Source organism: Methylocystis sp., assembly GCF_051061225.1.
Classification (GTDB): domain Bacteria; phylum Pseudomonadota; class Alphaproteobacteria; order Rhizobiales; family Beijerinckiaceae; genus Methylocystis.
The window spans coordinates 1-7,188 of record NZ_JBPFEB010000078.1; the positions used below are offsets into that span (position 1 = coordinate 1).

The window sequence follows — 7,188 nt, forward strand, 5'->3', positions numbered from 1 at the left end:
CGCGCCCTCGTCCATGAGCGTCAGATAAGGCGCAACCAGCGACCACTCTTCGTCGCTGACGTCAGAAGGATACGGTTTGCGAATCGAAGACATCCGATTCTACTAAAGCAATCAATCACCAAAGTACATAACACCCTCTAGGAATTGCCCCGAACTTGCGGCTTCCTCCATATTAGAGAAGAAAACCCCTTCTTTAGGGAAGAAGGCCCAATGACTATGAGCATATTGGTTTCTTAAAGCTCGGCAATACCGCATGGCGGCGACCGCTTCAAAGTATGATGCCTCTAATCCGTTAGCTTTTATTTCGTTCCTAGATAGGCTCTCGCCGAGATCGATGCGCGCAGATTCGCTTTTCAATGAAAATAGCACTCGCATGGCTAAGTCTCTGTCGTTCAAAGCTTCTCCTACACACAGCGACATAACAAATTCTAATTCCCCGTAACCTGTTATAATGCGGCCTATAATCGCCCCTTCGTCTGAGTGGTGACGAAAGACTGGCATGAAAAACGAAGACATTCCTGCTTCCTCTGAAGATAAAATGCACTCGACGACTTCGACGTATGCTCAATACGCCGCCGACGTCGCACGAGTATGCGTTCGGCAAAAACAGCGTAACGAAGAAGGGCGACGCCGAGGTTGAGACTCCGCGCCGCCCCAGAGCAAGTTAGGGGAAAAAGATTACTTCTTTTTCGGAGCCTGAGGCTTGATCTTGATGGTCTCGACAACAGCAGTAGCCTTGCGGCCCTGTGCGACCTTGACGGGGATGAACTCCCCCGTCTTGGCGTCACGACCGATTTTACGCGTATTAGCCATTTTAACCTCCATGCCGGGCACCACGCCCGCGTCGCCAAGGCGTGCTCGGCGGGAGGCGCGAATCACTAAGCGCGCGTGAGGTATTTTGCTTGGGTCTATCAGGATTTGTCGAATCTAATTCTGCGCCATCGTATGAACTTTCGCGCCTTCTGCTGAAGCGTCAGCAACTTCGTTATAATATGCGCTCGTTTCCAAGGGCCTTCCGATTCTTCTAACAGCCCGCCAGATTCACGCGCCGAGCGATTTGGCGACGAACAGCAGGCAGCCGACGAGTGCGCCGACGACCGTGCCATTGATGCGGATGAATTGCAGATCGTCATTCACCGCGCGTTCGATGCGGTTGGAGAAATCCGTCGTGTCATAGGCGCGCGCGCCTTCGGCGATCATCTGCATCACGCCGTGCCGCAGCAAGGACAGGTCTTCCGTCAACGACAGCAGCAGCGACTCGAATTCGCGCTGCGCCGCTTCATCGGCGCGCAGGCGCTCGCCGCTGGTCACAAGAAGGTCTTCGAGCGCCTCGCGCAGCGCGCCGCCGTCCGGCGCGTCGAGGAAGGCGGCGAGCGTCGTCGCGACATGCGGATTGGCGGCGAAGCGCGCGGTCCATTCCTGAAGGCGCGCGGTCGTGTCCGCATGGGCGAAAGCCGCCCGCGTCCGCGTCCGCATGGCGGCGAGCAGTCTTTGGCGCGAGGGATGGTCCTTGTCGGAAAGCTCATCGAAAAGGCGCGCGAGCCCCTCCGTGACGGCGCGCATCACCTCGCGGTCGAGCGTTCGGCGCAAAACGCCCTGACGCCGCCGGCCGGCGCGCTCTTCGAGACGTCCCGATTTGTTGTGCAGGAACGCGGTCGCGCCGCGCAACGCCTCGTCGAGCAGCGCGCCGTCGAGTTCGGAGGCTTCGAGCCCTTCGAGCGCAAGGTCGACAAGCCGTCCCGGATCGGCGCCGGCCAGCGCCCGCGCGAGAATAGCGGGCGCCGCGCCGCTCCTTGCGAAGACCTGCACGATCTTTGTCGAGACCAACCGCGCATTGGCGCGCTTGCTGAGCCAGACGCCCAGACGGCGCGCCGGCTGCGCCGCCCGCAGCGTCAGCGCCAGCCGCTCGGCGGAGAGAAAATTCTCGCCGAGAAAATTCGCGAGCCCCGCGCCGATGCGCGCCTTGCTCATGGGCACGATAGCGGTGTGCGGAATGGGCAGGCCGAGCGGCCGGCGAAACAGCGCCGTCACCGCGAACCAGTCGGCGACGCCGCCGACGAGCGCGGCCTCGGCGACGGAGCGCAGGAGACGTAACCAGAATGTGTCCTGATCGACGGCGAGGGTGAGCAGGAAGACGCCCGCCATCGCGAGCAGCAGGCCGGTGGCCAGCGTGCGTCTCGAAAAGGGTGCGCGTCGGGGCGAGGCGTCGGCCGTCATGTCTCACTCTACGTGTCCGCGCGCGCGCAGCTTTCAAGGCGCGCGTTGATCACGCGCACAGCAGCGCGCCGCTGCGCCGCTTGAAGGGGCGCCTGCCGGCGCTATCGTTCACAGGCGGCGCTTCTGCGCGCCGCCTCAAGCCGAATGGGAGCACCTCATGGCGCGACTCGCACGCAGTCTCTTTCTCGCCCTGGCCGCGGGCGTCGCCGGCGGCGCCGCCGCGACGCTTCTCCAGCGCAACGGCTCCAGCGCGCATCCCACAGCGAAAAGCGCGGTGCGCGCCGGTCTGAAATTCTACGAGCGCATGCGCGGCGCCGTCGGTGAAATGGCGGAGACCGTGTCCGACATCGTCGCGGAAGCGCAGGCTGATCTCGAACAGGAGAACCGCGCGGCCTCCGCCGCCAATGGTCATGACGCCGAAGGCGCCAACAGCCATGACGCCAACAGCCATGACGCGGCCGATGAGCATGTCGTGCCTTTCGAGATGAGGGCCGCCGAAGCCGAGAGGAAGGCGCATGGCTGAGCGTCCCGAGGCCTATGTCGTCCATGAGACGCCGTCCCGGCTGCGGCTGAGGGTTCCGGCGCGCCGCCGCGACAACGCCTGGTTCACCGAGGCGCGGCGCCGCCTGTCGCAGGCGTTGCCCGGCGCCCGGATCGAGGCCAATCCGCTCACCGGGAGCATTCTCATCTGCGCACCGGACGCGGCGCGGGGCGTGGACGCCATGGCCGACGGGCCGTTCCGCCTCTGCGCCACGCCGAGGGCGGAGGGGCCGATCCAGAACCTGAGCGCCCAGGCGGAGGCCTTCAACGAAAGAGTCCGCCGTCTCAGCGGCGGCTTCGCCGACGCGCGGACCTATATCGTCGCCGGGCTTGTGCTCACCGCCTTCGTCCAGATCGCGCGCGGGCAGGTCTTCGCGCCGGCCGTCACGCTGCTCTGGTACGCCGGACAGGCGATCCACGCCTGGACGCCGTCGGACGACGAGGCCCGTCCCTAGAATGGAAAGCGCCGCGCGCGGACTTGTCGTTCTGCATGCGGCGATCCCCGGCCGCCTGCGCCTGCGCGTGCCCGGCCTGAAGGGGTCGCAGGCCATGCGGCGCGCGCTGGAGGGCGCCCTCGCCGCGGCGCGGGGCGTTCGCGCCGCCACGGGAAGCGTCGCCACCGGCACGCTTCTGATCCTGTTCGCGCCCGAGATCGGCGCCGAGGCCATCCTCGCGGCGGTGAACGCGGCCCGGCGGCGCGCAGGCGCGCCCGGCGCCGCCGCGCCGGGACCCGTCCCGCAGGCGATGGTTCCCTGGCACGCGCTACGCGTCGAGGATGTGCTCTCGCGCCTGCGCAGCTCGCTGCTCGGCCTCTCCATGCGGGCCTCGCAGCTTCGCCTGCGGCGCTATGGCGAAAACATCCTTCCCGCCGCGCCGGCCCGCGACCGGATGGAGATGCTCCTCGACCAGTTCAGGAGCCTGCCCGTCGCCCTGCTCATGGGCGCGGCGGCGCTGGCGATTTTTACGGGCGGCGGCGCCGATGCGGTGGTCGTGCTGTCGGTCGTCGGCCTCAATGCGGCGATCGGCTTCTACACGGAGGCGCGCTCCGAGCGCGCCGTGCGCGCCCTGTCGCGCCCGCTGGCCGAAGGGGCGACGGTGTTGCGCGACGGCCGGCGCGCGACGATTCCTGTCGCGCAGGCCGTGCCCGGCGATGTGCTGGAGCTGCGCCCCGGCGTCATCGTCGCGGCCGACGCGCGCGTCGTCGACTCGCAGGGGCTCACGCTCAATGAGGCGACCCTGACCGGCGAGAGCGCGCCCGTGCGCAAATCCGCCGAGCCGCTGGGGCCGGAGCTGGCGCTCGCCGACCGCGTCAACATCGTCTATCGCGGCACGATCGTCACCGGCGGCAGCGGCCGGGCGGTGGTGGTGGCCACCGGCGCCCGCACCGAGATCGGACAGGTGCAGGCGTTTCTGGGAACGGCGGAGGCACCGCAGACGCCCTTGCAGCGCCAGCTCGATCGGCTCGGGCGGCAGCTCACCCTGCTCGCGGGCGGCGCCTGCGCGCTGGTGTTTCTGCTCGGCCTGCTGCGCGGCTACGGCCTGTTCGCGACATTCCGCAACGCCATCGCGCTCGCCGTCGCGGCCGTGCCGGAGGGCCTGCCGACGCTTGCCACCACGACGCTGGCGCTGGGCGTGCGGGAGATGGGCCGGCGCCATGTGCTGGTGCGCCGTCTCGACGCCATCGAGACGCTCGCCTCGGTGCGCGTGATCTGCCTCGACAAGACCGGCACGCTCACCTTCAACCGCATGTCGGTCGCGGAAGTGAGCTGCGGATCGGAAGCCTATCTGTCGCAGGACGGCGCGCTGCGCGACCGCAATGGGGCCGCCGCCCGCGCCGACGCCTCGCCGCAGCTCGCGCGGCTGGCCCAGATCGTCGCGCTCTGCCACGAAACCTCGGGAGAGGCGGAAATCGCCGCCTCGGCGACGGAAGCGGCGCTCGCCGCCTTCGCCGGCGAGGTGGGCGTGGATGTGGCGGCCCTGCGCCGCGACCATCCCATCGAACAGACCAATTACCGCACCGAGCGCCAGCTCTTCATGCTGACCGTGCATCCGGACGCGGGCGGCCGCAAGCTCATCGCCATGAAGGGCAGCCCCGAGGCGACGCTGGCGTTGTGCGGCCGCATTCTGGTCGACGGCGTCGAACGCCCGCTGACGGAGGAGCTGCGCGAGGAGGCCCTGCGCGCCAACGCCCGTCTGGCGGGCGCGGGCCAGCGCGTGCTGGCGGCGGCCTACAAGCTGTCGCGGCGCGTCGGCGCGAAGGAGCTGACGTCGGACTTCGTCTTCGTCGGGCTGATCGGCCTCGCCGATCCGCTGCGTCCGGGCGCGCCCTGGACGCTCGAACGGTTGCGGCGCGCGGGCGTCAGTCCGGTGATGATCACCGGCGACCAGAAAGCCACGGCGGCGGCCATCGCGCGCAAGCTCGATCTCGGAAACGGCGCCCTGCGCGTGTTCGAATCCGACAGCCTGTCGGAAGGCTGGGAGGAGGCCGACCTCCACAAGGCCCCGCATGTCTTCGCGCGCATCACGCCGGCGCAGAAGCTCGAAATCGTCACGGCGCTGCAGCGCGCCGGCCATGTCGTCGCCATGACCGGCGACGGCGTCAACGACAGCCCGGCGCTGAAGGCGGCCGACATCGGCGTCGCCATGGGCCGCGGCGGCAGCGAGGCGGCGCGCGAGGTGGCGCATATCATCCTCGAGGACGACGACCTCAGATCGCTGATCCCGGCGATCGAGCAGGGCCGCGCGACGCAGGCCAATATCCGCCGCGCCATCCGCTATCTGCTGGCGACCAACATGAGCGAAATCCTGCTCATGCTGCTGGCGCCCGCCGCCAATCTGGGCAATCCGCTCACGCCCGCGCAACTGCTGTGGATCAATCTCGTCACCGACGTCGCGCCGGCGCTCGCGCTCGGCCTGGAGCCCCCGCATCACGACGTCATGCGCGCGCCGCCCATGGCGCCCGACGCGCATATCGTCAACGCCGCCAATGCGCGCGCGCTCGGCGTTCAGGCGGGCGTCATCGCCGCTGGCTCCTTCGCGGCCTACGTCTATGGCTGCGCGCGCTACGGCGTGTCGCCGCGCGCCCGCAGCATCGCCTTCACCAGCCTCGTCGCGGCGCAATTGCTGCATGCGCTGAGCTGCCGCTCCAGCCGGCGTCTGTTCGCGAGCCGCGCGCTGCCGGTCAACCGCGCGCTCCTCGCCGTCGTCGCGGGGTCCTTCGCGCTGCAGGGGGCGATGATGGCCTTCGCGCCGCTGCGCCGCCTCGCGGGCGTCGCGCCCATCGGCTTCGTCGACGCGCTCGTGGCGCTGCTCGGCGCCGCCGGCCCCTTCGCATTCAATGAAGGCGCGAAGCTTCTGGCGGGCCCGCGCGCCGCGAAAGAAGGCGCCGACGCGCAACAGAATCCGTCCGGCGACGCTTGAAGGGGCGCGGGGGCGAGCCAATAACAAAGGGCTGTCCATTACAGGGAGGATCACATGGCGCTTCTCGAAGACATCGTGAAAGCGGAAGGCTCGGGCCCATTGGTGCTCGGCGTCGGCGCGCTGATGCTCGCGCCCACCCTCCTGCCGGCGCTCGGACGCATGATGCGTCCTGTTCTGAAGGGCGCGATCAAGACCGGCATCACCGTTTACGAGGAAACCTACGCGAGCGTGAAAGAGGCGACCGGCGACATCATCGCCGAGGCGCGGGCCGAGCTGGAGCAGGAACACCGCACGCAGGAGCCACATGCGAGCCATACGAGCCATACGAGCCATGCGGGCGTGAGAGGCGCGCACGTCGCGAGCTGATGCTTTTAGCGAGACCCGCTCCCTCTCCCGCAGGCGCGGGGGAGGGATGTCGCGCGTCACCAGCTCTGGCTTGGCTTTGTGGCCTTATGGCTCTGGTTTTCAAAAAAAGTTCAAAAAAGGGTTTGACAGGGCGAGGGGGTCGGGTCTAAAAGCTCATTCATCGACGGCGGCGCTGCTGAAGAGCGGGGCCTGCGGTCGTTTCTCTGCCTCCTGACGGGGTTGGTTGATCTTCGACTGGATTTTGGTCGGGGTGCGGAGGAGTGTCTCTCGGGTTTGGACGGGGACGTCTGTGATCTGTGGGGCCTTGCTGTTTGACAAGTGAATCGGAAGAAAGAGAAGCGTGGACGGCGGATGTCCTTGCGGGTGGAGCGCGAGCTTCATCGAGAAGAGACATACTGACGGTCACGTTATCTAAGTACACCACCGATTGATCAGTCGTGAGACGATGGATCGGGTGTGCTTGGGACTCGTCGAGAGAATGTGACTAGTCGGGATAGATTCTCAAACTTGAGAGTTTGATCCTGGCTCAGAACGAACGCTGGCGGCAGGCCTAACACATGCAAGTCGAACGCTGTAGCAATACAGAGTGGCAGACGGGTGAGTAACGCGTGGGAACATGCCCTTCGGTTCGGAATAACTCAGGGA

The 7,188-nt window shown here is 67.0% G+C and carries 8 protein-coding genes and 1 rRNA gene; 5 read left to right on the forward strand and 4 right to left on the reverse strand.

All coding sequences use genetic code 11. The features are described from left to right. The 4 genes from ACR652_RS14060 to ACR652_RS14075 form a co-directional block, all read right to left on the reverse strand. The coding region (locus ACR652_RS14060) for a transposase (RefSeq protein WP_434507054.1) at positions 1-93 on the reverse strand (93 nt) is incomplete at its 3' end. 18 nt (positions 94-111) lie between these two features. Further along, positions 112-516, reverse strand: coding sequence for a hypothetical protein (locus tag ACR652_RS14065; protein WP_434507105.1), 405 nt, complete (start codon positions 514-516; stop codon positions 112-114). Between the two features lie 162 nt (positions 517-678). Next, positions 679-813, reverse strand: a complete 135-nt coding sequence (locus ACR652_RS14070) for a hypothetical protein (protein WP_434507106.1) — start codon at positions 811-813, stop codon at positions 679-681. Positions 814-1,041: 228 nt separating this feature from the next. Next, on the reverse strand, positions 1,042-2,217 hold the full coding sequence (locus ACR652_RS14075) for a DUF445 domain-containing protein (RefSeq protein WP_434507107.1): 1,176 nt from the start codon (positions 2,215-2,217) through the stop codon (positions 1,042-1,044). Positions 2,218-2,374: 157 nt separating this feature from the next. Here ACR652_RS14075 and ACR652_RS14080 point away from each other — a divergent pair, with 157 nt between their 5' ends. From ACR652_RS14080 to ACR652_RS14100, 5 genes are all read left to right on the forward strand, one after another. Further along, positions 2,375-2,740, forward strand: coding sequence for a DUF5132 domain-containing protein (locus tag ACR652_RS14080; RefSeq protein ID WP_434507108.1), 366 nt, complete (start codon positions 2,375-2,377; stop codon positions 2,738-2,740). Next, entirely contained in the window at positions 2,733-3,212 is a 480-nt protein-coding gene (locus ACR652_RS14085; RefSeq protein ID WP_434507109.1) for a hypothetical protein, read from the forward strand. Before ACR652_RS14080 ends, ACR652_RS14085 begins: the two co-directional genes overlap by 8 nt. Before the next feature lies 1 nt (position 3,213). Beyond that, positions 3,214-6,177 (forward strand): HAD-IC family P-type ATPase, encoded by a 2,964-nt coding sequence (locus ACR652_RS14090; RefSeq protein ID WP_434507110.1) that lies wholly within the window; start codon positions 3,214-3,216, stop codon positions 6,175-6,177. A gap of 54 nt (positions 6,178-6,231) precedes the next feature. Then, on the forward strand, positions 6,232-6,543 hold the full coding sequence (locus tag ACR652_RS14095; RefSeq protein WP_434507111.1) for a DUF5132 domain-containing protein: 312 nt from the start codon (positions 6,232-6,234) through the stop codon (positions 6,541-6,543). 503 nt (positions 6,544-7,046) lie between these two features. Then, positions 7,047-7,188 (forward strand): 16S ribosomal RNA (locus ACR652_RS14100); the annotation flags it as partial.